A 24798-nucleotide genomic window follows, 5' to 3' on the forward strand; every position below is an offset into this window, starting at 1 on the left:
CGTTGAGAGTTGTGCTCACGCGGACCCGGTCCGCCTTCTGGAGGTGTCATGAGTCAGATCCCACCCCCGCCCACGAACCTGCGGGGCGCCGTCGACCTGAGTTCGCTGGTCAACCGTCCGGCCGCTCCCGCGGCCCCCGTGGAGGGTGCGCCTGCCGCGGCCGGTGAGGCGCTCGCGCTGCCGAGCCTCTACTTCGAGGGCACCGACGCCAACTTCAACGACTTCATCGACCTGTCGATGCGGGTGCCGATCGTCGTCGACCTGTGGGCGGAGTGGTGCGGCCCGTGCAAGCAGCTGAGCCCCATCCTCGACCGCGTCGTCGCCGACTACGCCGGGCGCGTGGTGCTCGTGAAGGTCGACGTGGATGCGAACCCGCAGCTCACGCAGGCCTTCCAGGCGCAGTCCATCCCGGCGGTCGCCGCCCTCGTGGGCGGGCGCCCGGTGCAGCTCTTCGTCGGGGCGCTTCCCGAGCAGGAGGTGCGCGACGTGTTCGCCCAGCTCCTCGAGCTCGCGGCGCAGAACGGTGTCACCGGTACGGTGACGGTCGACGGCGACGCCGGCCTGGCCCCGGACGGCGAGCAGGCCGAGCAGGCCGAGCCCGAGCCCGAGCCGCTGCCTCCCCACCACGCCGAGGCCTACGAGGCCATCGAGCGCGGCGACTACGACACCGCGATCCAGGAGTACAAGACCGCGATCGCGCAAGACCCGCGCGACGCCATGGCCGTCGCCGGACTCGCCCAGGTGAGCCTCCTCGCGCGCCTGGCGGGCAAGACGCTCGACGCCATCCGCGGCGCCGCGGCCGCGGACCCGCGTGACGCGCAGGCCCAGCTGGATGTCGCCGACCTCGACCTCTCCGGCGGCCACGTGGAGGACGCGTTCGACCGACTGCTCACCCTTTTCCCGACGCTGGACGCCGCGGGCAAGGACACCGTCCGGACCCGCATGCTCGACTATTTCGAGATCGTCGGGGTGGACGACCCTCGTGTCGCCAGGGCGCGGGCTAGGCTGACGTCGCTGCTGTACTGACGTCGCCTGCGTCGGAGGCGGCACCCGTCCCCCTCCCGAAAGGCACTGCATGACCCGCGTGCTCGTCGTCGGCGGGACCGGCCTGGCCGGACGCGCCGTCACCTCCGAAGCCGTCGAGCGCGGTCACGACGTGGTCGTCGCCTCGCGACGCGTTCCCGACGACGACGCCCCCGCGTACGTCGAGGGCGCACAGTACGTGACGGCCGACCTCGTCGGGGGAGCGGGTCTCGAAGAGGCGGTCGACGGCGTCGACGTGCTGATCGACACGAGCAACGGGTCGGGCAAGCAGGCGGCGCACGTCTTCGCGGTGGGCTCCCAGAACCTGCTCCACACGGCGGCCCGCTTCGGCGTGCACCGCGCCGCGCTGCTCTCCATCGCGGGGATCGACGACTCCCGCTACCCGTACTACCGCGCCAAGCTGGCGCAGGAGCGCGTGTATGCGGAGTCACCCCTCGAGACGCACATCGTCCGAGCGACGCAGTTCCATGACTTCGTGTCCGCGGTCTTCGAACGCGGCCGCCCGTTCGGCGCGCTGATCGCGCCGGCCGGCACTCGGTTCCAGCCGATCGCCGTCGACGACGTGGCGCGGGCGCTTCTCGACGATGCCGAGCTCGAGGGTGCACACGATTCGCTGCGCACCATCGGGGGCCCGACGGTCGAGAGCGCCCGCGCCCTCGCCGAACAGTGGAAGTCGGCGAAAGGCTCTCGCCGCCCCATCCTCCCGCTGCGTCTCGGCGGCCCGCTGGGTGCGACCTGGCGTGCCGGGCACAACCTGGCGCCCGAGCACGCCGTCGACGGCGCGGACTACGCCGCCTGGCTCAGCGCCGGGGCTTGAGCCACAGAGCGCCGAGCGGCGGCAGCGTCAGCACCGCCGAGGCCGGCCGGCCCATCCACGGCTCGTCCGCCGCCGTCACGCCACCGAGGTTGCCGACGCCCGAACCGCCGAACGCGTCCGCGTCCGTGTTGAGCAGCTCCTCCCACTCCCCGGCGAAAGGGAGGCCGACGCGGTAGCCGTCGTGCGGTGCGCCCGAGAAGTTGAAGACGGCGACCAGTGGTGAGCCGTCGCGATCCTTGCGGACGAACGCGATGACGTTGCCCGCGGCGTCAGAGCCGTCGATCCACTCGAAGCCGGCGGGCTCGTTGTCGAGGGCCCAGAGCTCGGGGTGCGCGCGGTACACCGCGTTGAGCTGGGCGACGAGGTTCCACAGCCCCTGGTGCGCGGGCTGGTCGAGGATCCACCAGTCGAGACCGCGCTCCTCGCTCCATTCGGACGGCTGCCCGAACTCCTGGCCCATGAAGAGCAGCTGCTTGCCGGGATGCGACCACATGAAGGCTAGGAACACGCGCACGTTGGCGAGCTGCTGCCAGTGGTCGCCGGGCATCTTGCCGAGCAGGGAGCCTTTGCCGTGCACGACCTCGTCGTGGCTGATCGGGAGGAGGAAGTTCTCGCTCCACGCGTACACGAACGAGAACGTGAGCTCGCTGTGGTGGTACGACCGCCACATCGGGTCCTCGTGCATGTACTGCAGCGAGTCGTGCATCCAGCCCATGTTCCACTTGAGCCCGAAGCCGAGGCCACCCGACGACGTCGGGGCGGTCACCCCGCTGTAGCTCGTCGACTCCTCGGCGATCATCACGGTGCCGGGGTTGCGCTTGTACGCGGTCGCGGTGACTTCCTGCAAGAAGCCGATCGCCTCGAGGTTCTCGCGACCGCCGTGGATGTTCGGCTCCCATTCGCCCGCGTTGCGCGAGTAATCGAGGTAGAGCATCGAGGCGACGGCGTCGACGCGCAGTCCGTCCACGTGGAACTCCTCGAGCCAGTACAGCGCGTTGGCGACCAGGAAGTTGCGGACCTGCGAGTTGCCGTAGTCGAAGATGTACGTGCCCCAGTCCTTGTGCTCGCCCCGGCGCGGGTCCGGGTGCTCGTACAGGGCTTCGCCGTCGTACCGGGCGAGCGCCCAGTCGTCCTTGGGGAAGTGGCCGGGGACCCAGTCCATGATCACGCCGATGCCGGCCTGGTGGAGGCGGTCGATCAGGTGCTTGAGGTCGTCGGGGGAGCCGAACCGGCTGGTCGGGGCGTAGTACCCGGTGACCTGGTAGCCCCAGGAGCCGCCGAAGGGGTGCTCCGAGAGGGGCAGGAACTCGACGTGCGTGTAGCCGAGCGCGACGACGTAGTCGATCAGCTGGTCCGCGGCGTCACGGTAGCCGAGGCCCGGCCGCCAGCTGCCGAAGTGCAGCTCGTAGATGCTCATCGGGCCGGAGTGCGGGTCGGTCTCGCTGCGGCGCCGCATCCATTCGCCGTCCTGCCAGTCGTGGTGGGAGGTCGTGATCACGGAGGCCGTCGCCGGGGGGATCTCGGCGGTCTGCGCCATCGGGTCGATCTTGCGCTTCCACGCGCCGTCGCGGCCGAGGATGTCGAACTTGTACAGCTCGCCGTCGCCGAGCCCGGGCACGAACAGCTCCCAGACGCCGGAGACGCCCATCGTGCGCATCGCGTGCTGGGTGCCGTCCCAGCCGTTGAAGTCGCCGACCACGCGCACGGCCTTGGCGCGCGGCGCCCAGACGGTGAACGCGGTGCCGACCACGCCGCCGAGGTCGCGCACGTGCGCGCCGAGCGCGGTCCAGAGCTGCTCGTGCCGCCCCTCGCGGATGAGGTGGAGGTCGAGCTCGCCGATCGTCGGCGCGAAGCGGTACGGGTCGTCGGCGGTCCAGGTGCTGCCGTCGGCGTAGCGCGCCTCGATCTCGTAGGCGCCGGGGCCGACGATGTCGACGCCCTGCCAGATGCCGTGCGCGAGGTGCGCGAGCTCGAGGTGGGCTCCGGTCGGGAGGATGGCGAACACCTCGGTGGCGAGCGGCCGCAGCACGCGGATCACGGTGACGGGGTCGGCGACGCCGGGCGCGCTGACCTGGTGCTGGCCGAGCACCACGTGCGGGTCGTGGTACGCGCCGGTCGCGACGGCGAGGAGCAGGCCGTCGTCCAGCGTGGGCAGGTCGACGGCGGCGGCGCCTTCGGGGATCGGGCTCATCGGACTCCTTCGGAGGGGTGTGGTCGTTGGGTGCGGCGGGGAGGCCGCGCCTCAGAGCGGCTTGACGACCAGGATGTGCACGGGCTCGGTGAACGCGTCGAGGCGGACGTAGTTGTCGGCTCCCCACGTCCAGCGCTGGCCGGTGACGACGTCCTTGACCTCGAACGACGACTCGGGCGGAAGCCCGAGTGCGGCGACGTCGAGGTGCACGATGGTCTCGCGGGCGGAGTGCGGGTCGACGTTCGCGACGACGAGCACGGTGTCCGCCTTGCCGCTGCGGGTGAACGCGCCGGGGAGGTGCTTCGAGTAGACCAGGATGGCGTCGTCGTCGCTGCGGTGCACGTGCAGGTTGCGCAGTTGGCGCAGGGCGGGGTGCTCGCTGCGGGTGCGGTTCAGCATGGTCAGGTAGGGCGCGAGGGAGCGGCCGAGCGTCTGGGCGCGGGTGTAGTCGCGCGGACGGTACTCGTACTTCTCGTTGTCGATGTACTCCTCGGCGCCCGGGCGCGCGACGTTCTCGAACAGCTCGAACCCGGAGTACACGCCCCAGGTCGGAGCACCGGTCGCGGCGACCGCCGCACGGATCTTGAACGCGGCCGGCCCGCCGAACTGCAGGTACTCGGTGAGGATGTCCGGCGTGTTCACGAACAGGTTCGGCCGCAGGAAGTCGGCCGTCTCGGTGGCGAGCCCGGTGAGGAACTCCTCGAGCTCCTCCTTCGTGTTGCGCCAGGTGAAGTAGGTGTAGGACTGCTGGAAGCCGGCCTTCGCCAGCGTGTGGAGCAGGGCCGGGCGGGTGAAGGCCTCGGCGAGGAACACCACGTCGGGATCGGTGGCGTTGACGGTGTGGATGAGCCACTCCCAGAAGTGCAGCGGCTTGGTGTGCGGGTTGTCGACGCGGAAGATGCGCACTCCTAGCGACATCCAGTGCCGCACGATGCGGAGCACCTCGGCGCGGAGGCCGTCGTAGTCGTTGTCGAAGTTGATCGGGTAGATGTCCTGATACTTCTTCGGCGGGTTCTCGGCGTAGGCGATCGTGCCGTCGGGCAGCGTCGTGAACCACTCGGGGTGCTCGGTGACCCACGGGTGGTCGGGGGAGGCCTGCAGGGCCAGGTCGAGCGCGATCTCCAGGCCGGCCTGCTTGGCCTTGCCGAGGAGGTAGACGAAGTCCTTCTCGGTGCCGAGATCCGGGTGGATGGCGTCGTGGCCGCCCTCCGCGGACCCGATCGCCCACGGCGATCCGGGATCGTTCGGTCCGGCCTCGAGCGAGTTGTTCGGCCCCTTGCGGAACGTGCGGCCGATCGGGTGGATCGGCGGCAGGTAGACCACGTCGAAGCCCATCGCGGCGACCTCGGGGAGGCGCTTGGCCGCCGAGCGGAAGGTGCCGGACTTCCACGAGCCGTCCGCGAGCTTCTTCGCCCCCTCGGAGCGCGGGAAGAACTCGTACCAGCTGCCGACGCCGGCGCGGGTGCGCTCGACGGTGACGGCGCGGGTCTCGGAGAGCGACGGGAGGCTGACGATCGGACGCTCGGTCAGGATGCCGACGATGCGCTCGTCGGTCGCGGCAGCGAAGCGTTCGGCGACGGGCAGAGCGGCGTCGGCGACGACCTTCGCGGCCTCGCCGAGGTGGCGGCGCTCGGCCGGGCTGCGGCGCTTGTCCTTCGCGGCGCCGGCGAGCAGTTCGCGGCCGGTCGTCAGCATCAGCTCGACGTCGATCCCGGCGGGGACCTTCACCTCGGCGTTGTGCTTCCACGTGGCGTAGTCGTCGGCGTAGGCCTGGACCCGGTAGCGCCAGAGGCCCTCCGTCTCGAGCTGGACCTCCACCTCCCACCGGTCGGTGCCCGGGTTGATCGGATGCATGTGGTGCTCGGTCTGCACGCCGGCCGGGTCGAGCAGCAGCAGGTCGACGCCGATGCGGTCGTGGCCCTCGCGGAACGACGTCGCGCGGAACGGGACGACCTCGCCGCGGAAGGCGGTCGCCGGCCAGTGCCCCTCGTCGACCTGCGGCGAGAGGCCGAGGATCGGGATGCGTGTCAACAGGGGGACGTACTCGGCCTGCGGCTCTCTCTCGGCAGCCGATGCCGTCTCGGCCGTCGTCTGCCGCGACCCCTCCTCCGGGAGGTGATCGACGGTGGCCCCCGGTGCCGCTGCGGCGGACGGGCTGGTCGCTGCGCTCTTTCCCACAACCCCGACCGTACACTCATTAACCTGCACGACATGAGCCTCCCGTAGGGTGGGGCGGGTGAAGGCCATCCGTAGATTCACCGTCCGAGCCGTCCTGCCCGACACCCTCTCCGCGCTGGAGGAGCTGGCGGGCAATCTCCGCTGGTCGTGGCACGAGCCGACCAAGGAGCTCTTCGCCCGCATCTCCCCGGAGCTGTGGCACCAGGTCGAGCATGATCCGGTCGCGCTCCTCGGTTCCGTCGATCCCGGCCGCCTAGCCGAGCTCGCCGCCGACCAGGGGTACGTCGACTGGGCGAACCACACCCGCGACGAGCTGCGCGCCTACCAGCACGACCCGCGCTGGTATCAGACGCTGGGCGAGTCGGCGCCGCGGACGATCGCGTACTTCTCGCCGGAGTTCGGCATCGCCGCGGCCCTGCCGCAGTACTCGGGCGGCCTCGGCATCCTCGCCGGCGACCACCTGAAGGCGGCCAGCGACCTCGGCGTCCCGCTGGTCGGCGTCGGCCTGTTCTACCGGTCCGGCTACTTCTCCCAGGCGATCACGCCGGACGGCTGGCAGCAGGAGACCTATCCGTCGCTCGACCCCGACGGCCTCCCGCTGAGCGTGCTGCGCACCCCGGACGGCACACCCGTCGAGATCTCCCTCGCCCTCCCGGACGGCGTGCTGCACGCGCGGGTCTGGCAGGCGGCGGTCGGACGCGTGCGGCTGCTGCTGCTCGACACCGACATCCCCGAGAACGAGGAGCGCCTGCGCTCCGTCACCGACCGGCTGTACGGCGGGGGCGGCGAGCACCGTCTGCTGCAGGAGCTGCTGCTCGGCATCGGCGGTGTGCGCGCGCTCGAGGCGTGGTCCGAGCTGACGGGCGCTCCGGCGGCCGAGGTCTTCCACACCAACGAGGGCCACGCCGGCTTCCTCGGCCTGGAGCGCATCGCGAACCTCATCGGCGACGGTCTCAGCTTCGACGAGGCGCTGCAGGTCGTGCGCGCCGGGACGGTCTTCACGACCCACACCCCGGTCCCCGCCGGGATCGACCGGTTCGACCGGCCGCTCGTGGAGCGCTACTTCTCCACCTCCCTCCTCCCCGGCGTGGAGGTGCAGCAGGTGCTCTCCCTCGGCGCGGAGGACTACCCGGGCGGCTCGCCTGACGTCTTCAACATGGCCGTGATGGGCATGCGGCTCGGTCAGCACGCCAACGGTGTGTCCAAGCTGCACGGCGAGGTCAGCCGGCAGATGTTCAACGGCCTCTACCCGGGCTTCGACCCGCAAGAGGTGCCGATCGACTCGGTCACCAACGGCGTGCACGCGCCGACCTGGACCGACCCGATGCTGCGCGCCCTCGCGCTGGACCGCCTCGGCACCGACGACACCACGCACGCCGACTGGGCGAACTCCGGCGCGGTGAGCGACGGCGACCTGTGGTCCGTGCGCAACCGGATGCGCGAGCAGCTCGTGCAGGACGCCCGCCAGCGCCTCCAGGCCGCGTGGGAGGAGCAGAACCCCGGCGGGATCGCACCCGTGTGGATGAGCGACCTCCTGGACCCGAACGTGCTCACGATCGGCTTCGCCCGGCGCGTGCCGACCTACAAGCGGCTCACGCTGATGCTGCACGACCCGCAGCGGCTGCGGAACATCCTGCTCCACGCGGAGCGACCGGTGCAGTTCGTGATCGCGGGCAAGTCGCACCCGGCCGACGACGAGGGCAAGCGCCTCATCCAGAAGCTCGTGCAGTTCGCCTCCGAGCCGGAGATCCGCGGCCGCATGGTCTTCCTGCCGGACTACGACATCGGGATGGCGCAGCTGCTCTATCCGGGCACGGACATCTGGCTGAACAACCCGCTGCGTCCGCTCGAGGCCTGCGGCACCTCCGGCATGAAGGCGGCGCTCAACGGGGCGCTCAACCTGTCGATCCTGGACGGCTGGTGGAACGAGTTCTACGACGGCGAGAACGGCTGGGCGATCCCGTCGGCCGACGCCGCCGGCGACGGAGCGGAGCGGGACGCGCTCGAGGCCGAGGCCATGTACGACCTCATCGAGCACATCATCGCCCCGCGCTTCTACGACCGCGACGGCGACGGCGTGCCCTCCACCTGGGTCGGCCAGATCCGGCACACCCTGTCGACCCTGTCGCCCGCGCTGAGCGCCGAGCGCATGGTGAAGGAGTACGTGGAGCGGCTCTACATCCCGGCGTCGCGCAACGAGGAGCGGCTCAGCGCGGACGGCTTCGCCGCAGCGCGCGGACTCGCCGCCTGGAAGGGCCGCGTGCGCGCGGCCTGGCCCGGCGTGAACGTCGCGCACGTCGACGCGGGAGGTGTGGACGCGGTGCCGCAGGTCGGCGACCAGCTGCACGTGCGCGCGCTCGTGCACCTGAACGGGCTGAAGCCCGAGGACGTCCAGGTGCAGGTCGTCTACGGCCGCAGCCAGGAGGGCGACGACCTCGTCGACGTGCGGCAGCAGCGCCTCGACCTCGACGACGGCGTGCCCGGCACGGACGACCCGTCCGTCGCGCACGAGTACGTCGGCACCGTCACGCTGGCCTGGGCCGGCTCGTTCGGCTACACGGTGCGTGTGGTGCCGGTCAACGACCTCCTGCTGTCGACCGCCGAGCTCGGCCTGGTCTCGGTCGCCTCCTAGGGCCTCCAGACCCCGCGCGAGGTTCACGTCGTGGCGCTCATCGGAGCCCGAATGAGCGCCACGACGTGAACCTCGGCTAGGCGGCGAGCAGGGGTAGCGCCATGAGGGCGACGGAGGCCGCTCCCAGAGCGGCCTCGGCACGCGGCAGCGGCGGGAGACCGCGGCGCAGGGCGACGGCTCCCGAGGCGAACGCGAACACCATCGCGGCCACCCCGAGCAGCAGCACCACGGGGAGGCCGTGGCCGGCGTGCGCCTCGCCTCCCGTGGCGTGGTGGCCGGAACCGACCACGATCAGTCCGGCCATCAGCACCGCCTGCAGCGAGCGGTGGACGGCCATCGCGCGCACCGGGTGGTCGCTCGGCCCGCCGGCCGTCGGACGCGGCCGCAGCCGTTGCCGCAGGGCCGTCGCGAGGGCGAGCGCGACGAGCAGCGCCGCCCACACGACCGGCGCGAGAACCGGCCGGGGGAGCAGCATCGTGTCGGCCATCGCGGCGAGCATCGCCAGCATCCCGAGCCACGCCAGCGGGGAGCGGCGGTCGGCGCCCCCGGCGACGCAGCATGCTCCCAGCGTCGCCGGGAGCATGCTGCCGAGGTGGAGGGCCTCGATCATCCGTGGTGCGAGTGGTCGCCGTGCGCGTGGTGGCCGTGCTCGTGATGGCCGGGCGCGCAGTGCGCCGGCTCCGCGGCGGGCACGTTGAGGGCGGGGTTGCGGCCGAAGAAGCCGTACGGCTTCAGCGTGAACTTGGCGTAGTCCACCGGCATCACCGGCCAGTCCTCGACCCGCGGGAAGTGGGTCGGTCCGAACGTGTGCCAGAGCACGATGTCCTCGCCGTCCAGCGGCCGGTCGGCCGCCATGTACGCCGGGAGGCCGTCGCCGCCCGGGTTCTGGTTGACGAACTCGCCCGCGGGGTAGCGCTCGTCGCTCGCGTACTGCGTCACCCAGACCTGCTTGGTCGTGAACGCGGCGCGGGCCGTGACCGTCGCCGAGGGGTCGGCCATCAGCGTCGGGTTCTGCTCGGCGTGGAGCACGTAACCGGTCGGCTGCCCGAGCCGGTTGGTCTTCTCGGTGTTGACGATGTGCCAGGTGCGGCCGACGGACGCGTCGGCGTCGCGGGCGCCCTCCGCCTCGCTCGCGATGCGGGTCGCCCGCTTGGTGAAGGCGTTCCCGTACGGGTTCGCGGCGCTGATCGGGAGGCGGACCGCATCCACCTCCTCGACCGCGTTCGCCAGCCCGTCCACCATCATGTCGAGCCGCGCCGAGAACAGGTGCTGGTGGTACGGGGCGCCGAGGCCGGGCGCGACCTCGCTGGCGGTCTGCGTCCCCTCCACGTACGCGGAGGTGAACAGGATGCCGGTGAGCTTGGCCTCGCACTCGATCGTGCCGTCGAGGTACAGGTACCAGTAGAAGCCGTAGTCGTAGTTGCCGACGGTGGTGAAGAACGAGATCACCAGCCGCCGCGACCGCCGCACCTCGTTGGCGGAGGTGAACATGTCGGTGTGCTTCCAGAGCGTGCCGTAGTCCTCCTCGTGCATGCAGATCGCGTTGGAGACGGTCTTCGGCCGGCCGAACTCGTCCGCCATCACCGCGTCGAAGTAGCGGATCTCGCCGAGGCAGTCGCAGCCGAGCGTCAGGGAGTTGGCGAACCGGCCGAACAGGTACTCGCCCGTGTCGAAGTAGTTCTGCCAGTAGCGGGTGGGGGACGGGTCGGCGTACGGCACCACCATCTCGGCGATGGAGGCGCGGTAGATGACGGGACGCACCGCGCCGTCCTGATCCGGATCGGCGAAGGCGAGGTCGCGCAGGATGAGTCCCTCGCGGGCGTCGAAGCCGAGCGAGAACGACCAGTTCGCCCAGGTGACGGTGTCCCCGTCGACCGCGAAGCTCGGGCCCTCGGGCTGGGTGATGGAGATCGGCTTGAGCGTGTCCAGCGGTGCGGGGCGTTCGGACTCCAGGTGGAAGTTGCCCGGCTCCTCGGGCACGGGGTGCTCCGCAGCATCCACGACCTGCGTCACCTCGCGGGCGATCATGTCGACGTACGCGCACAGGCCGTCGACGGGGTGCGCCCAGGGGTGGTCCTCGGCGTGGTCCATCCGGAAGGCGAAGACGCGGATGATCCGGCGGCCCTCCTCGCCCGGGATGTCGTACGAGCCGGGCGAGAGGGGCGCGTACACGACCTGCTCGGCCGTGAGCCCGCGCTTCTCGAGGGCGGCCAGCCAACGGGGGTCGGCGACGAGGATGCCGCCGATCGCCTCGAACTCCTCCTCGAGGATGGGCACCTGACCGCGCTCGCCGTCGATGGGGACGAGGGCGACGACCTCCCCGCGCGTCAGGGACACGGCGGCGTCGGTGCTCTCGCCGGTGGCGACGTCGAGCAGGAGGAGGCGCGCCTCGCGGTCGGGAGCCGGGGCCGTGCCGGCGCGGGCGGCCAGCACGTCGGCCTTGTCGGGCTCCAGGAGGCCGACGTAGACGAAGCGCGCGGAGTCCGTCACCGCTCCGGCGTCGCGGAGGATGCGTGCCGCGGTCTCGATCTCTGCGGCGGTCAGGCTGGAGAGCGGGCCGGTGGCGGCCGTCTCGTCGGCGGGCAGGGTCAGGGGAAGCTCGGTGGTCATGGTGCTACGTCTCCTAGGCGCTGATGGTGTCGATGATGTTCTCGTAGGCGTCGCGCTTGCTGCGGCGCAGGACGAGGGCCTGCACCACGCCGATCACCGGGAAGGCGAGCATGGCGGCGAAGAAGGCGAGCGAGAGCGGACCCAGCACCGGCGTGCCCTGCGCATCCACGTCGCCGATGAGGAGGGGGAAGTTGTCGACGATGATGGCCGTCACGCCCACCAGGCCGATCAGCCCGATGACGGGCGCGATCACGGTGCGCCACGGTCCCGCGCCCGTCTTGGTGCGGGCGAAGTAGACGATCACCGCGAGACAGGTCAGCGCCATCAGCACCACGATCGCCAGCGTCGCGATGCCGCTGAACCAGGTGAAGACCTGCAGCACCGGGTCGAGGTGGAACAGCGCGAACATGCCGATCAGGACGGCGGCCGTCACGGTCTGCACCAGCGACGAGATGTACGGGGAGGCGTGGGTGCCGTGCACGCGGCCGAGCCGGGCCGGGAGCACCGACGCGTTCGACATCGAGTGCTGGTAGCGGGTGACGACGTTGTGGAACGACAGGACGCAGGCGAACAGGCTCGTGATCAGCAGCACGTTCACGATGACCCCGCCCACGGAGCCGAGGTAGTGCACGGCGGTGTTGACGATGAAGCCGCCGGTGTCCTTCGCCACCACGTCCACGATCTGTGCAGGGCCCCAGCCCATCACGAGCGCCCAGGAGGCGAACGTGTAGAAGACGCCGATCGCGATGACCGCGATGTAGGTCGCCCGCGGGATGGTCTTCTCCGGCTCCTTCGCCTCGTCGCGGAAGATGGCGGTCGACTCGAACCCGATGAACCCGGCGAGCGCGAACATGAGCCCGATGCCCGGGGAGCCCGAGAGCACGGTGCTCGGCTCGAACGGGGTGAGCGACAGCCCGTCCGCGCCGCCCGTGCCGATGATCACGACGCTCAGCACGATCACGATGCCGACCTCCGCGATCAGCAGCACGCCCAGCACCCGCGAGCTCAGCTCGATGTGGCGGTACCCGAGCACGCCCACGAGCGCGATCATCGCCAGGGAGTACACGTACCAGGGGAGGTCCGGCCCGTGCAGCGCGACGACCGACGACTCGAGCGTCGCCCCCAGGTAGCCGTACACCGCCACCTGTACGGTCGTGTACGTCAGCAGCGCCAGGTATGCCGCCGCCAGTCCGAGCGGCCGCCCCATCCCGTACCCGACGTACGTGAAGAACGCGCCGGGCTTCGGGATGAATCGGCTCATCGCGCTCAGCCCCACCGCGAAGAACAACAGGATGATCGCCCCGATCGCGAACATGCTCGGCACCCCCGCCCCATTGCCGAGCAGGACCGCGACCGGGAAGCCGCCGCCGATCACCGTGAGCGGAGCCGCCGCGGCGACCACCATGAAGACGATGGAGCCGACGCCGAGCCGGCCCGACAGCTGACGCGACGCGCCTGCGCCGCGGAGCGCGAGCGGATCGCCGAGCAGAGCCTGCGGCTCCTGTGCTGCGGTCATGAGTTCCTCCAAGGAGACGGGAAAGGGGATGGTGCGGCCAGTCTCACGACACGGTGTTGCGCCGCCGTTCCGCACGCGTGAAGAGTCGGCGCTCGCCGAATGGGACGACCTGTGTCGCATTCGCCGGTCACGATCCCGTGACGCGGCCGAAACCGGGACGCAACACACGCGACGTAGCCTCGCGAGCGAGGAGCACCCCGTGACAGCACACCCACCCGTGACGGCCCTGAGCCGGGCGATCGCCGATCCGCGGCCGGTCGACGGCCTGCCCGCGCGCTCGCCCCTGGCCGGGCTCGACCGCCGCAGCCTCGGCTTCGTGGATGTGCTCGCCCAGTCGGTCGGCGCGGTGGCGCCCTCGGCGGCGGCCGCGACCTGTCCGGTGCTGGTGGCGGCGCGCGCGGGGTCGGGAACGCTGCTGGCGTTCCTGCTCGCGGCCGTGCTGATGGCCCTCGTCGCGTACGCCGTCAACCAGTTCACGCGACGCATGGCCGCCACGGGATCCCTGTACACGTTCGCCGCACGCGGGCTCGGGGTGCGCGCGGGCTTCGCGACCAGCGCCGCGATGCTGGTCGGCTACGGGTTCGTCGCGATGTTCGCCCTCCTGGGGGCGGCGTACTACTCGCTCACCCTCCTCTCCCACGCGTCGCCGGGCCTGGCCGGCTCGCGCGGGCTCGTCCTCCTGCTCCTCGTCGGGTTCGGGGCGCTCTGCCTGCTCGTCCTGTGGCGGGGGATCCGCCTCTCCACGCGTGTCACGCTCGTCATCGAGCTGCTCTCGATCGCCGCCATCCTCGTGTTGATCGCCGTGCTGCTCGTGCGCGTGCCGGGATCGTCGTTCTGGAACGTCGCCCTGCCGCGCGACGTCGGCCTCCCGCAGCTGGCGGCCGGGACGACGGTGGCGGTGACCGCCTTCGTCGGCTTCGAGAGCGCGGCGACGCTCGGAGCGGAGTCCCGGCGGCCGTTCGCCACCATCCCGCGCACCATCCGCTGGACCGTCATCGCAGCTGGTGTGCTCTACCTGCTCTCCGCCTACACGCAGCTCGCAGGCTTCGACGCCCTGGGCGGAGACCTCGCCGGCAGCGACAGCCCCGTCAACGACCTCGCCGCCCGCGCCGGAGTCGAATGGATCGGGCTCCTGCTGGATGCAGCACTCGCCTGCTCCTTCCTCGCCTGCGCACTGGCCTCCACCACGGCCCTCGCCCGCGTGCTGTTCTCCCTCGGGCGCGAGGGCATCGCGCCGCGCGCCCTCGGCCGCACCCACCGCCGCTTCCGCACCCCGCACATCGCGCTCGCCGTGGGACTGGCGGCCGAGGTGGCCGTACCGGCGGTGCTCGTCGCCTCGGGGATGGGCGCTTGGCAGGCCATGGGCGTGATCGTCGTCTGCGCGGCCGCCGGCTACATGACCGCCTACGCGCTGGTGTGCGTCGCGACGCCGTTCTTCCTGCGCCGGATCGGAGAACTCACGATCGGCCCGGCCGTCGCCGCGGGGATCGCCGCCGCCGGGCTGATCGCCGCGCTCGGGCTGGACCTGTGGCTCGAGGTCTCGGGAACGCGCTGGCTCGCCGTGGTGCTGCTCGCCGCGGTGGCGGCGATCGCGGCGATCCTCTACCTGCTCTGCCGCAGGCGCCGGGCGGACGCCCTGGGGCGGATCGGCCTCTACGACGAACCGACGACGGGGGACGTGCTCGGCGGCGCGCCATGAACGCCATCCCGGAGCTGAGCGGGCGGCAGCCCGGCGCGGTGCACAGCGCCCTCGCCGTGCTGGAGGAGGTCGCGCGCTCCGGGCCCGGGATCACGGCGCAGCAGATCTCCGTGCGGCTCGGCCTGCCGCGCGCCACGGCGTACCGCCTCCTCAACCTCCTGGTGCAGGACGAGTACCTGGTGCGGATGCCCGACCTCCGCGGCTTCGCCCTCGGCCGCAAGGTCGCCGAGCTGGCGGACGTGGCCCAGGCCCAGGATGCCGCGGCGACGGCGCGGGAGGCCGTCACCGACCTGCGCACTCACATCCGCGGCGGCGTGCATCTCGCGGTCTACCGGGAGGGACGGGTCGTCCCGGTCGACGTCGACCCCGACTTCCCGCTCTCGGACCCCAAGCGGATCGGGAGCGACCTCAGCGTCTCCGCGCTGGGCCGCCTGCTGCTGGCGGAGCAGGCGGCGCGCACCGTCCCGTCGCCCACGCGCTACGCCACGCAGGAGGGGGAGCTGACGCCCGGCTTCGGCTGCCTGGCCGTCCCCGTGCGCGGCGAGGACGACCGCCTCATCGCGGGCCTCGCTCTGGCCCTCCCGGCCGCGCGCCTCGCGGACCGCGACGGTCTGGTCTCGCTGGTCGCCGACACGGCGATCCGGCTGGGGTCGCTGCTGCAGCGGGTGTGACGGTTCGCGGCGTCAGCGGGCCCGGACCAGGCGCACGACCTCCACAGCGGCCTCGCCGACCTGCTCCACCTTCGCGGCGCCGTCCGCGGCGAAGCCGTTCTTCCGATAGAAGGCGTGCGCCCGCGGATTGTCCGCCATGACCCACAGGTAGGCGTCGGCCGCGCCCACGGCCGCGTCGAGCAGGCTCTGCCCGGCGCCCGAACCCTGCGCGCTCGCGAGCAGGTAGATGCCCTCCAATTCGAGCGGGACGGGCGCTTCGTCGTCGCGACCCGCTCCCGCGCTCGCCCAGCCGACGATCGCCCCATTCGTCTCGGCGACCCAGACCCTCGTGTCACCCGACTCGATGATGCCGGTCCACACCTGCGCGCGCCGCTGCACATCGAGCCCGGCGAGCAGGTCGGCCGGCAGCTGGCGGGCGTACGCCTCCCGCCAGGACGTCACGTGGACCTGTGCGATGCCGAGAGCGTCGTCCGCCGTCGCCGCACGCACGGTGACCGCGGGCACTCCGGCGGTCACGCCGTCTCCTTGGCGATGGCAGCATACGTGCCCTCGGTCGCACGCAGGAGGTCGTCCGGCGCCAGCTCGATGTCGAGGCCGCGCTTGCCTCCCGAGACGAAGACGGTCTCGAAGAGCTGCGCCGTCTCGTCCACCACGGTGACGTGCCGCGTCTTCTGGCCGATCGGGCTGATGCCGCCGACGACGTAGCCGGTTCGCCGCTCGGCCAGGGCCGGGTCGGCCATCCCGGCCCGCTTGGCGCCGACGGCCGCCGCGAGGGCCTTCAGATCGAGGAGGCCGGTGACCGGCACGACGCCGACGACCAGGCCGAGCTCGGTGTCGGCGAGCAGGGTCTTGAACACGCGGTCCGGCTCGACGCCGAGCGCCTCCGCGGCCTCCAGCCCGTACGACGCGGCGGCCGGGTCGTGCTCGTACGGATGCAGGGAGAACGGCAGTCCGGCCACGGTCAGCGCGACGGTCGCCGGCGTCCCCGCCGAGGCCTTCGGCTTCGCCATCAGGCGCCCGGCTCCGTGACGCGCGGGCCGTTGGCGCGGAACAGCTGCATCGACGCGCCGCCGACGAGACGCGTCGAGCCGGGCAGGAGCAGGGTCGGGTCCTCCGCGATCGGCACCTCCGTCGCGCTGTCCCAGAGCAGCTGGTACGACTCGACGCCCGGGGCGACCGGCAGGGACACCTCCACGTCGTCCTCCACGCCGTGCACGATGAGGAGCACGCGGTTGAACTCCTCCCTGTCGGGCGTCGAGGCGACCAGGTACTGCAGGGTGCGGTTCTCGGGCGAGTTCCAGTCCTCGTCGTCCATCCGACTGCCCGTCGCGTCGTACCAGTCCATGTGGCTCGCGTTGGGGGTCGTCTCGCCGAGGACGGCGTACCGGCTCGGCCGCAGTGCCGGGTTGGTGCGCCGCAGCTCCAGGAGGCGCTTGGTCGTCTCCTCGAACTCGCGCTGCTCCCGCGAGCGCAGCCAGCTCAGCCAGGTGAGCTCGCTGTCGTGGCAGTAGGCGTTGTTGTTGCCGCGCTGGGTGCGGCCGTACTCGTCGCCGGCCGTGATCATGGGCACACCGGCCGAGAGCAGCAGCGTCCCCATCAGGTTGCGCATCGCCTTGTGCCGAGCGAGGAGGATGCTCTCGTCCACGGTCGGCCCCTCGGCGCCGTGGTTGAAGGACCGGTTGTTGTCGGTGCCGTCGCGGTTGTCCTCGCCGTTGCCGAGGTTGTGCTTCACGTCGTAGGCGGTGAGATCGGCCATCGTGAAGCCGTCGTGCGCGGTCACGAAGTTGACGGACGCGAGCGGGCCGCGCTCCGGAGCGAACGTGTTCGATGAGCCCGCCAGGCGCGTCGCGAACCCGCCGATGCCGACGGGAGCCTGACCGTTCCGGCGCGCCTCGGCGATGTCGGCGAGCCAGAAGTTGCGCACGCGGTCGCGGTAGCGGTCGTTCCATTCGGACCAGCCGTCGGGGAAGTTGCCGGTCTGCCAGCCGCCGAGCCCGACATCCCACGGCTCGGCGATCATCTTCACACCCTGGAGACCCGGGTCCTCGATGGCGGCGTGCAGGAGCGGGTGATCGGGGGAGTAGGAGGCGTCGGCGCCGCGGCCGAGCGTCGCGGCCAGGTCGAACCGGAAGCCGTCGATCTGCATCTCGTTCGCCCAGTAGCGCAGCGAGTCGAGCACCAGCCGCTGCGGGACGGGCTTGCCGAAGTCGACGGTGTTGCCGCAGCCCGTGACGTCGATGTAGACGCCCTGCTCGTCCTGGCGGTAGTAGGTGGCGTTGTCGATGCCGCGGAAGCTCGTGCGCGGGCCGCCGATCCCCTCCTCGGCCGTGTGGTTGTAGACGACGTCGAGGATGACCTCGATGCCGGCCTGGTGCAGCAGCTTCACCATCCCCTTGAACTCCGCGAGGATCGCCTCCGGGCCGGCCGCCTGCGCCCCGCGCGAGGCGTACGGCGCGTGCGGGGTGAAGAAGTTGAGGGTGTTGTAGCCCCAGTAGTTGGTGAGGCCCTGCTGGATGAGGCGCTGCTCCGAGACGAACGTCTGGACCGGCAGCAGCTCGACGGCCGTCACACCGAGATCGCGGAGGTACCCGATCGAGGACTCGTGGGCGAGCCCGGCGTACGTGCCGCGCAGCTCCTCCGGCACGGCCGGGTTGACCTTGCTGAAGCCGCGGACGTGCGTCTCGTAGACCACGGTGTGGTCGAGCGGGGTGGCGGGCTTGACGACATCGCCCCAGTCGAAGCCGTCCTCGATCACGACGCCCCGCCACGCGTCCGACCCGGCGCGGACCATTCCGCGGGCGTAGGGGTCGAGCAGGAGCGTCTCGGGGTTGAACACGTTCTGCGGCGACGTCGGGCCGGAGACGCGGACCGCGTAGCGGCTTCCGACGGTCAGCGAGCGCGAGCGCACCGACCAGACCCCGTTGGCGTCGCGGGTCATCGGGCGCGTCTTCACGAGCCAGTTGGGGTCGCGCTCGTCGAAGAGGCACAGCTCCATCGCGTCGGCGTTGGCGGAGAACACCCGCAGCTCGCCGCCGTTCGGCCCGACGCGGACGCCCAGATTGCGCAGAGGATCGGCGGAGGTCATGCGATCTAGAGTAGTGACAGGCGACCGGGCATCCGTCCGGCGCCGCACCCGCGAACCGAGGAGGGCCCGGTGCCGGTCTATCTCGACCACGCCGCGACGACCCCCATGCGCCCCGAGGCGATCGCCGCCTTCGCCGACGCGATGGGCGTCGTCGGCAACCCCTCCAGCATCCACAGCCAGGGCCAGCAGGCCAAGCGGATGCTGGAGGAGGCGCGGGAGGCGGTCGCGGCCACGCTCGGCTGCGACCCGATCGAGGTCGTCTTCACGTCGGGCGGCACCGAGTCGATCAACCTCGCGGTCAAGGGCCTCTACTGGGCGCGCAACGCGCAGGCGCGGCGGCCGCGCATCCTCGTGCCCGGCGGGGAGCACCACGCGACGACGGACACCATCGAGTGGCTGGAGCGAGCGGAGGACGCCCGCGCGGAGTGGCTGGACCTCGACGCCGAGGGGCGCATCGTGACCGCGCCGATCGCCGCGCCGGACGAGACGGCGCTGCTCACCTTCCTCGCGGTCAACAACGAGGTCGGCACGATCCAGCCGGTCGTCGACCTGGCGGCTCCGGCGCGGGAGGCGGGCGTGCCCGTGCACGTCGACGCGGTCTCCGCCTACGGCCACCTGCCGATCGACTTCGCCGCGCTCGGCGTGGATGCGCTGAGCGTGTCCGCCCACAAGATCGGCGGGCCGGTCGGCATCGGCGCGCTCGTGCTGAGCCGCACCTCCACGGTCGTGCCGCTGATCCACGGCGGCGGCCAGCAGCGCCAGGTGCGCAGCGGGACGCAGGACGTCGCGGCGGCCGTATCGTTCGCGGTCGCGGCCCGGGCGGCGGAGGCCGAGCGCGCCGCCGAGGCCGCGCGACTCGGGGTGCTGCGCGACCGCCTCATCGCCGGCGTGCGCTCGGCCGTTCCGGAGGCCGTGCTGAGCGGTCCGGAGCCGGCGTCGGGGGAGCGGGTCGCGTCGAATGCGCACTTCGTCTTCCCCGGGGCGCAGGGCGACTCCCTGCTCTTCCTGCTCGACATGGCAGGTCTGTCGGTCTCCACCGGGTCGGCGTGCACCGCCGGCATCCCGGAGCCGTCGCAGGTGCTGCTCGCGATGGGCCGGAGCGAGCTCGACGCCCGCAGCGCGCTGCGGTTCACCCTGGGCCGCACCTCCACGGAAGCGGACGTGGCCGCGCTGCTCGATGCTCTCCCGGCGGCCTACGCACAGGCGGCCCGCGCCGGACACGCCGAACGGGCGTCCCGCCTGGCCTGAGCGCCGCCCGGCCGACCCTCAGCCCCGACGGCGTAGAATCCCGGGGTGAAGGTTCTGGCAGCGATGAGCGGGGGAGTGGACTCCGCGGTGGCGGCGGCGCGCGCGGTCGAGGCCGGGCACGACGTGGTCGGCGTGCATCTCGCCCTCAGCCGGATGCCCGGGACGCTGCGCACCGGCAGCCGCGGCTGCTGCACCATCGAGGACTCGATGGACGCCCAGCGCGCCGCGAACATCATCGGCATCCCGTACTACGTGTGGGACTTCTCCGAGCGGTTCAAGCTCGACGTCGTCGACGACTTCATCGCCGAGTACGCCGCCGGGCGCACGCCCAACCCCTGTATGCGCTGCAACGAGCGGATCAAGTTCGCCGCGCTGCTCGAGAAAGCCCTCGACCTCGGCTTCGACGCCGTGTGCACCGGTCACTACGCCGCCGTCGTCACCGACGAGCACGGCAATCGCGAGCTGCACCGCGCCAGCGCTTGGGCCAAGGACCAGTCCTACGTGCTCGGGGTGCTCACGGCCGACCAGCTCGCGCACGCGATGTTCCCCCTCGGTGCGACGCCGTCCAAGGCGGAGGTCCGCGCGGAGGCCGAGGCGCGCGGCCTCAGTGTCGCGAACAAGCCCGACTCGCACGACATCTGCTTCATCCCGGACGGCGACACCCGCGGCTGGCTCGCCGAGCGCGTGGGAGCCGAGACCGGCGACATCCTGGATCGCGACGGCAACCGCATCGGCAGCCACGAGGGCGCGCTCGCGTTCACGGTCGGACAGCGCAAGGGGCTCAACATCGGCTACCCCTCCGCCGACGGCCGTCCGCGCTTCGTGCTGGAGGTGCGGCCCAAGGACAACACGGTCGTCGTCGGCCCGAAGGAGGCGCTCGACATCGCGGAGATCGCGGGGTCGCGCTTCACCTGGGCCGGGCTCCCGCCCGCCGATCCGGCCACGCCCTTCGACTGCGACGTGCAGATCCGCGCTCACTCCGACCCCGTGCCCGCCGTCGCCTTCGTCGCGGACGGCGAGCTCGTCGTGCGCCCGCACACCCCGCTCGACGGCGTCGCCCCCGGTCAGACCGCCGTCGTGTACGTCGGCACGCGGGTGCTCGGCCAGACCACGATCGACCGCACCGTCTCCGCCGTCCCGGCCTGAGGCGCGGCCGCCTCCTCCCGCGCACATTCGGCACGAATCGCGGCTTCGGGGCGCGGTATCCCGCGATTCGTGCCGAATGTGCACGGGCCGGGGAGGCGCCGCGGCGGTGTCGGCGGCGCTGCCTAGTATTGGTCCGTGAGCGATATCTCTGAGACGAGTGACACCCCGGTCGAGTTCGGCGACCTCGACTTCGAGGCGGCGCGGGCGGAGGCCGACCGGCTCGCCGAGCGCATCGAGGGCGCGCGCGTGGCGTACTACGGCGACGGCGACTCTGCGCTCTCCGACGCGGAGTACGACGCCGACTTCCACCGCCTGGAGGCGATCGAGCGGGCGTTCCCCGAACTGGCCGGGCAGGACAGCCCCACCCAGCAGGTCGGCGCGGTCGTGGCCTCGGTCGGCTTCCCCGAGCACGAGCACGCCGAGCGCATGCTCAGCCTCGACAACGTCTTCTCGATCGACGAGTTCCGCGACTGGGCGGCCAAGACGGCCGCGGCCGCCGGACGCCCGGTGCGCTGGCTCACCGAGCTCAAGATCGACGGCCTCGCGATCAGCCTCGCCTACCGCGACGGCGTGCTCGAGACGGCGACGACCCGCGGCGACGGCCGGGTCGGCGAGGACATCACCGAGAACATCGACTGGATACCAACCATCCCGCGGCAGCTGAGCGGCACGGGCTACCCGGCGTTCTTCGAGGTGCGCGGCGAGGTCTTCCTGCGCACCGTCGACTTCGAGGCGCTCAACCAGCGCCAGCGCGACCTGCAGGCCGCCTACGAGGACGACGAGCGGGCGAAAGGGCGCCCCGAGGACCGCATCAAGACGCGGTATCCCGAGTTCGCGAACGCCCGCAACACCGCGGCGGGCAGCCTGCGCCAGCGCCGCGAGAACAAGAACGCCTTCGAGCTGGAGCTCATGCGCGAGCGGCTCGGGCGGCTCTCCCTCTACCTCCACGGCATCGGCGCGTGGCAGCATCCCGACGTCGTCGCCCAGTCCGAGATCTACGGGCTGCTCGCCGGGTGGGGCCTGCCCGTGTCGCCGCACTCGCGCGTGTTCGACTCGGTGGAGGAGGTCGCCGGCTACATCGCCGACCGCGGCGAGCACCGGCACGACGTCGAGCACGAGATCGACGGCATCGTGGTGAAGGTCGACGAGCTCGACCTCCACGTGGAGCTCGGCGCCACCAGCCGTGCCCCGCGCTGGGCGATCGCCTACAAGTACCCGCCCGAGGAGGTGCACACGAAGCTCCTCGACATCGTCGTCGGGGTGGGGCGCACCGGCCGCGCGACGCCGTACGCCGTGATGGAGCCCGTGAAGGTCGCCGGCTCGACCGTGCGGCAGGCCACCTTGCACAACCAGGAGGTGGTGCGTGCCAAGGGCGTCATGATCGGCGACACCGTCGTGCTGCGCAAGGCGGGGGACGTCATCCCGGAGATCCTCGGAGCCGTCGAGCAGCAGCGCGACGGCACCCAGGTCGAGTGGCACATGCCCGAGGTGTGCCCGGAGTGCGGCACCCCGCTGCGCCCGATGAAGGAGGGCGACATCGACCTCCGGTGCCCGAACTCCCGGTCGTGCCCGGCGCAGGTGCGCGGGCGCGTGGAGCACATCGGATCGCGGGGCGGCCTCGACATCGAGGCGCTCGGCGAAGTCACGGCGGCGGCGTTGACCCAGCCGGTCGTGCCGGCCACCCCGCCGCTCGCGACCGAGGCCCGGCTGTTCGACCTCGAGATCGACGAGCTCGTCCCGATCGAGGTGCTCGTGCGCGACTCCGAGACGGGCGAGATCAAGCTCGACGAGGTGACGGGCGAGCCGATCCGCCGCTCGCCGTTCCAGCGCCTCGGCGCCAAGACGTACCCGCCCGGCACCGAGGACCTCGACCCGGCGGAGCGCCGACGTCTGGGCATCCGCAAGGACCACCAGGTCGTCCTGCCCTCGGAGGCGGCGACGAAGCTGCTCGCCGAGCTCGAGAAGGCGAAGACCAAGCCGCTGTGGCGCATCCTGGTCTCCCTGAACATCCGCCACGTCGGCCCCGTCGCGGCGCGCGCGCTGGCCGACTACTTCGGATCGCTCGACGCGATCCGCGCAGCGAGCAGGGAGGAGCTCGCCGAGGTCGACGGCGTCGGCGGCATCATCGCCGACGCGGTGATCGACTGGTTCGGCGTCGACTGGCACGTCGACATCGTCGACCGCTGGACGAAGGCGGGCGTGCAGTTCTCGACGCCCGGCCACCCCGGTCCGGGCGCCGCGGCCGACGCCGGCGGCGTGCTCGCGGGGCTGACCGTCGTCGCCACCGGCTCGCTGGAGGGGTACACGCGCGAGGGCGCCCAGGAGGCGATCATCGCCGCGGGCGGGAAGGCCGCATCGAGCGTCTCGAAGAAGACGGATTTCGTCGCCGCCGGACCCGGCGCGGGGTCTAAGCTCACCAAGGCGGAGGAGCTCGGACTCCGGGTCCTCGACGCCGCTCAGTTCCGCATCCTCGTCGAACAGGGCCCGGATGCCCTCGGAGAGGCCTGAACCTGTCAGTCAAAGCGCGGACAGGATCCGAAGTCTCCCCCTGAATCGGGGGTAGAACGGCCTGCCGACGTCCATGTTTTCCCCGATAGCATGCAGAGGTGCGCTCACCCGATGCGCACTGCAAGGGCTTAGCTCGCTCGCTCTCGGAGGGACCCGGACGGAGTGCTGGTCGGCTTTGCAGCTGTCTCCATTGTGACCTCGGCAGTCTCAGGACTGACCGGGGCCTTCGTCGTACCCGCCGACGCCTCCATCGCGCCCGCGTCGCAGACCGTCGCCGCCGCCGGCATCACGTCGGATGCACCCGTCTCGGGAGCCTCGAATGTCACGGCGACCTCCACCCTCGGCCGGCTCGCCGGAGTGAGCGCCTCCGCCCTTCCGGCCTACCTCACCGGGCATCATGCCGAGATCGACAAGCTGATCGCGGATCCGCCCGCGGCGACCGACGTCAGCCGGGTCTGGTCGATCCTCGACGCCAAGCAGCAGGCGGTGCTCCTGAAGGAGGCCCCGCACCTCATCGGCAACCTCGAAGGCGTCCCCTACACCGTGCGCGGCCGCGCGAACGCGCTCGACCTCAAGCGGACCATCGCGACCGCGAAGACCGACCTCAAGACCGAGCGCGGCAAGACCCAGCGTCTCGTCCTCCAGCGTCAGCTCACCACCCTCGGCAACGTGAAGGACGCCCTCGAGAAGAAGGATGGCGTCACCCGCACCCTCGTGTCGCTCGACACCTCCTCCGACGCGAAGGCGGCCATCGTCGTCGGTGACCTGAGCACGGCGAAGTACGTGAGCGTGCTCGTGCCGGGCATGTACATGTCCGTCGGCGAGCAGATCGAAGCCTGGGCGGAGGTCGCGCAGGACCTGCACGATCAGGAGGCCGGATTCCTGAAGCGCATCGCCGGTCAGGGCAGCGGATCGAAGACGCCCGGGGTCGCCGTGGTCGCCTGGATCGGCTACCAGACGCCTGTGCTCACGAACATCGGCGGCTTGGCGCTCGCGCAGCAGGGGGCCGACAGCCTGGAGCGCACGCTGGAGGGCATCACGAGCCTGCGGGCCGCCGATCCGCCGTACCTCAGCGTCTTCGCGCACTCGTACGGCTCGACCGCCGCACTGCTCGCGCTGGAGCGCGGCAACGTGCAGGTCGACGCGCTGGCTCTCATGGGCTCGCCCGGAAGCGACGCGCAGTCCGTGAAGGACCTCTCGGTGCGCGGCGGCAACGTCTGGGTGGGCGAGGCTCCGATGGACCCGATCGTCGACAGCGCGTTCTTCGGCAGCGATCCCGGATCGCCGTCGTACGGCGCGAAGAAGATGGGCGTCGGCGGCGCCGTCGACCCGCTGACCCACCGCACGCTCGCGGGGTCGAGCGGGCACAACGAGTACTTCACCGCGGGCACCGAATGCATGCGCAACCTCGCGATGATCGGGATCGACCAGGGGCGCCTCGTTCTCTGACCCG

17 protein-coding genes are annotated in these 24798 nt (G+C 71.6%); 9 read left to right on the plus strand and 8 right to left on the minus strand.

All coding sequences use genetic code 11. The annotated features are described in order from the left end of the window. The first annotated feature begins 48 nt into the window (after nt 1–48). Nucleotides 49–1026: a tetratricopeptide repeat protein gene (locus FHX33_RS04495; protein ID WP_021765709.1), complete on the plus strand. Its 978-nt coding sequence runs from the start codon at nt 49–51 to the stop codon at nt 1024–1026. Nucleotides 1027–1075: 49 nt separating this feature from the next. After that, the gene (locus FHX33_RS04500; protein ID WP_183428207.1) at nt 1076–1861 is read left to right on the plus strand and encodes an SDR family oxidoreductase; all 786 of its coding nucleotides are present in this window, start codon (nt 1076–1078) and stop codon (nt 1859–1861) included. On the opposite strand, the gene glgB is transcribed toward FHX33_RS04500, so the two are convergent. Both glgB and FHX33_RS04510 read right to left on the minus strand, forming a co-directional pair. Next, entirely contained in the window at nt 1845–4052 is a 2208-nt protein-coding gene (gene glgB / locus FHX33_RS04505; protein WP_183428208.1) for a 1,4-alpha-glucan branching protein GlgB, read from the minus strand. The two genes, FHX33_RS04500 and glgB, sit on opposite strands and share 17 nt — an antisense overlap. Nucleotides 4053–4103: 51 nt before the next feature. Then, nucleotides 4104–6230 (minus strand): alpha-1,4-glucan--maltose-1-phosphate maltosyltransferase, encoded by a 2127-nt coding sequence (locus FHX33_RS04510; RefSeq protein ID WP_420870867.1) that lies wholly within the window; start codon nt 6228–6230, stop codon nt 4104–4106. A gap of 58 nt (nt 6231–6288) precedes the next feature. On the opposite strand from FHX33_RS04510, the gene glgP reads away from it, so the two are divergent. Further along, complete coding sequence (gene glgP, locus FHX33_RS04515; RefSeq protein WP_183428209.1) at nt 6289–8862, plus strand: alpha-glucan family phosphorylase; 2574 nt, start codon at nt 6289–6291, stop codon at nt 8860–8862. 76 nt (nt 8863–8938) lie between these two features. Here glgP and FHX33_RS04520 read toward each other — a convergent pair whose 3' ends face one another. Genes FHX33_RS04520 through FHX33_RS04530 form a run of 3 tightly spaced genes read right to left on the minus strand, consistent with a single transcriptional unit; the run spans nt 8939 to nt 12988 of the window. Then, on the minus strand, nt 8939–9472 hold the full coding sequence (locus tag FHX33_RS04520; protein ID WP_183428210.1) for a hypothetical protein: 534 nt from the start codon (nt 9470–9472) through the stop codon (nt 8939–8941). Then, nucleotides 9469–11472, minus strand: coding sequence for a primary-amine oxidase (locus FHX33_RS04525; protein ID WP_021764824.1), 2004 nt, complete (start codon nt 11470–11472; stop codon nt 9469–9471). The genes FHX33_RS04520 and FHX33_RS04525 overlap by 4 nt, the downstream gene beginning before the upstream one ends. A gap of 13 nt (nt 11473–11485) precedes the next feature. Then, nucleotides 11486–12988 carry an APC family permease gene (locus tag FHX33_RS04530; RefSeq protein ID WP_039923588.1) on the minus strand — a complete coding sequence of 501 codons (1503 nt, stop codon included), beginning with the start codon at nt 12986–12988 and terminating at the stop codon, nt 11486–11488. A 199-nt stretch (nt 12989–13187) separates the two neighbouring features. Here FHX33_RS04530 and FHX33_RS04535 point away from each other — a divergent pair, with 199 nt between their 5' ends. Both FHX33_RS04535 and FHX33_RS04540 read left to right on the plus strand, forming a co-directional pair. Then, nucleotides 13188–14687 carry an APC family permease gene (locus tag FHX33_RS04535; protein WP_338091998.1) on the plus strand — a complete coding sequence of 500 codons (1500 nt, stop codon included), beginning with the start codon at nt 13188–13190 and terminating at the stop codon, nt 14685–14687. Continuing rightward, nucleotides 14684–15358 carry a helix-turn-helix domain-containing protein gene (locus FHX33_RS04540; RefSeq protein ID WP_183428211.1) on the plus strand — a complete coding sequence of 225 codons (675 nt, stop codon included), beginning with the start codon at nt 14684–14686 and terminating at the stop codon, nt 15356–15358. Before FHX33_RS04535 ends, FHX33_RS04540 begins: the two co-directional genes overlap by 4 nt. Nucleotides 15359–15370: 12 nt before the next feature. Here FHX33_RS04540 and FHX33_RS04545 read toward each other — a convergent pair whose 3' ends face one another. Genes FHX33_RS04545 through glgX form a run of 3 tightly spaced genes read right to left on the minus strand, consistent with a single transcriptional unit; the run spans nt 15371 to nt 18443 of the window. Beyond that, nucleotides 15371–15874: a GNAT family N-acetyltransferase gene (locus FHX33_RS04545; RefSeq protein ID WP_021763245.1), complete on the minus strand. Its 504-nt coding sequence runs from the start codon at nt 15872–15874 to the stop codon at nt 15371–15373. Then, nucleotides 15871–16368: a Cys-tRNA(Pro) deacylase gene (gene ybaK, locus FHX33_RS04550; RefSeq protein ID WP_021763244.1), complete on the minus strand. Its 498-nt coding sequence runs from the start codon at nt 16366–16368 to the stop codon at nt 15871–15873. The genes FHX33_RS04545 and ybaK overlap by 4 nt, the downstream gene beginning before the upstream one ends. After that, nucleotides 16368–18443 (minus strand): glycogen debranching protein GlgX, encoded by a 2076-nt coding sequence (gene glgX / locus FHX33_RS04555; protein ID WP_021763243.1) that lies wholly within the window; start codon nt 18441–18443, stop codon nt 16368–16370. Before glgX ends, ybaK begins: the two co-directional genes overlap by 1 nt. A gap of 69 nt (nt 18444–18512) precedes the next feature. Here glgX and FHX33_RS04560 point away from each other — a divergent pair, with 69 nt between their 5' ends. The 4 genes from FHX33_RS04560 (at nt 18513) to FHX33_RS04575 (ending at nt 24794) form a co-directional block, all read left to right on the plus strand. Next, complete coding sequence (locus FHX33_RS04560) at nt 18513–19691, plus strand: aminotransferase class V-fold PLP-dependent enzyme (protein WP_183428212.1); 1179 nt, start codon at nt 18513–18515, stop codon at nt 19689–19691. A gap of 45 nt (nt 19692–19736) precedes the next feature. Beyond that, a complete protein-coding gene (gene mnmA, locus FHX33_RS04565; RefSeq protein ID WP_183428213.1) occupies nt 19737–20837 on the plus strand; it encodes a tRNA 2-thiouridine(34) synthase MnmA in 1101 nt (366 codons plus the stop codon). A 135-nt stretch (nt 20838–20972) separates the two neighbouring features. Beyond that, the gene (ligA, locus tag FHX33_RS04570; protein WP_338091999.1) at nt 20973–23345 is read left to right on the plus strand and encodes an NAD-dependent DNA ligase LigA; all 2373 of its coding nucleotides are present in this window, start codon (nt 20973–20975) and stop codon (nt 23343–23345) included. A gap of 192 nt (nt 23346–23537) precedes the next feature. Beyond that, a complete protein-coding gene (locus tag FHX33_RS04575; protein WP_248616278.1) occupies nt 23538–24794 on the plus strand; it encodes an alpha/beta hydrolase in 1257 nt (418 codons plus the stop codon). The last annotated feature ends 4 nt before the right edge of the window (nt 24795–24798 follow it).

The sequence above is a fragment of the Leifsonia aquatica genome, from assembly GCF_014190775.1.
Lineage (GTDB): Bacteria > Actinomycetota > Actinomycetes > Actinomycetales > Microbacteriaceae > Leifsonia > Leifsonia aquatica.